Origin of the sequence: Billgrantia montanilacus (genome assembly GCF_003336675.1) — a bacterium.
Classification (GTDB): domain Bacteria; phylum Pseudomonadota; class Gammaproteobacteria; order Pseudomonadales; family Halomonadaceae; genus Halomonas; species Halomonas montanilacus.
Map to the genome: position 1 here is coordinate 1 of NZ_QPII01000055.1, position 535 is coordinate 535.

At 55.0% G+C, this 535-nt stretch carries 2 tRNA genes; both read left to right on the forward strand.

Features of this window, described 5'->3' with window-relative positions:
* The first annotated feature begins 4 nt into the window (after nt 1-4).
* Nucleotides 5-81: transfer RNA gene (locus tag DU505_RS22235), tRNA-Ile, on the forward strand.
* Nucleotides 82-196: 115 nt separating this feature from the next.
* Nucleotides 197-272 (forward strand) — tRNA-Ala (locus tag DU505_RS22240).
* Nucleotides 273-535 lie beyond the last annotated feature (263 nt).

A 535-nucleotide genomic window follows, 5' to 3' on the forward strand; every position in this document is an offset into this window, starting at 1 on the left:
TGCCGGGTCTGTAGCTCAGTTGGTTAGAGCGCACCCCTGATAAGGGTGAGGTCGGCAGTTCAAATCTGCCCAGACCCACCAAATTTCGCCGGATACGGCGTTGCTTTGAACCTCGTGTAGCAGGCTACACGTCGGCCCAAAGCGCCTTGTCTCCGACGAAATTGCATTGGCTCCTTTGGTGGAGCCGATGTTGATAGGGGCCATAGCTCAGCTGGGAGAGCGCCTGCCTTGCACGCAGGAGGTCAGCGGTTCGATCCCGCTTGGCTCCACCAACTTCCTGATGCATCAGCCCACAGTCTTACCTGATCGGATCCGCAGTCATAAGCCATCCTCGCACCGCGCGATGACGGGTTTATGACTGTCGATTGACAGTCTGCTCTTTAACAATGTGAATCATGCTGACAAGTTCTTCCCGAAAGGGAAGGACAACGTGATACGTCTCAAGCGTATCCGGCAATTGTCGTGAGTAATCGCGGACCAGACCCTTTCGGGTTATATGGTCAAGCGATTAAGCGCATACGGTGGATGCCTAGGC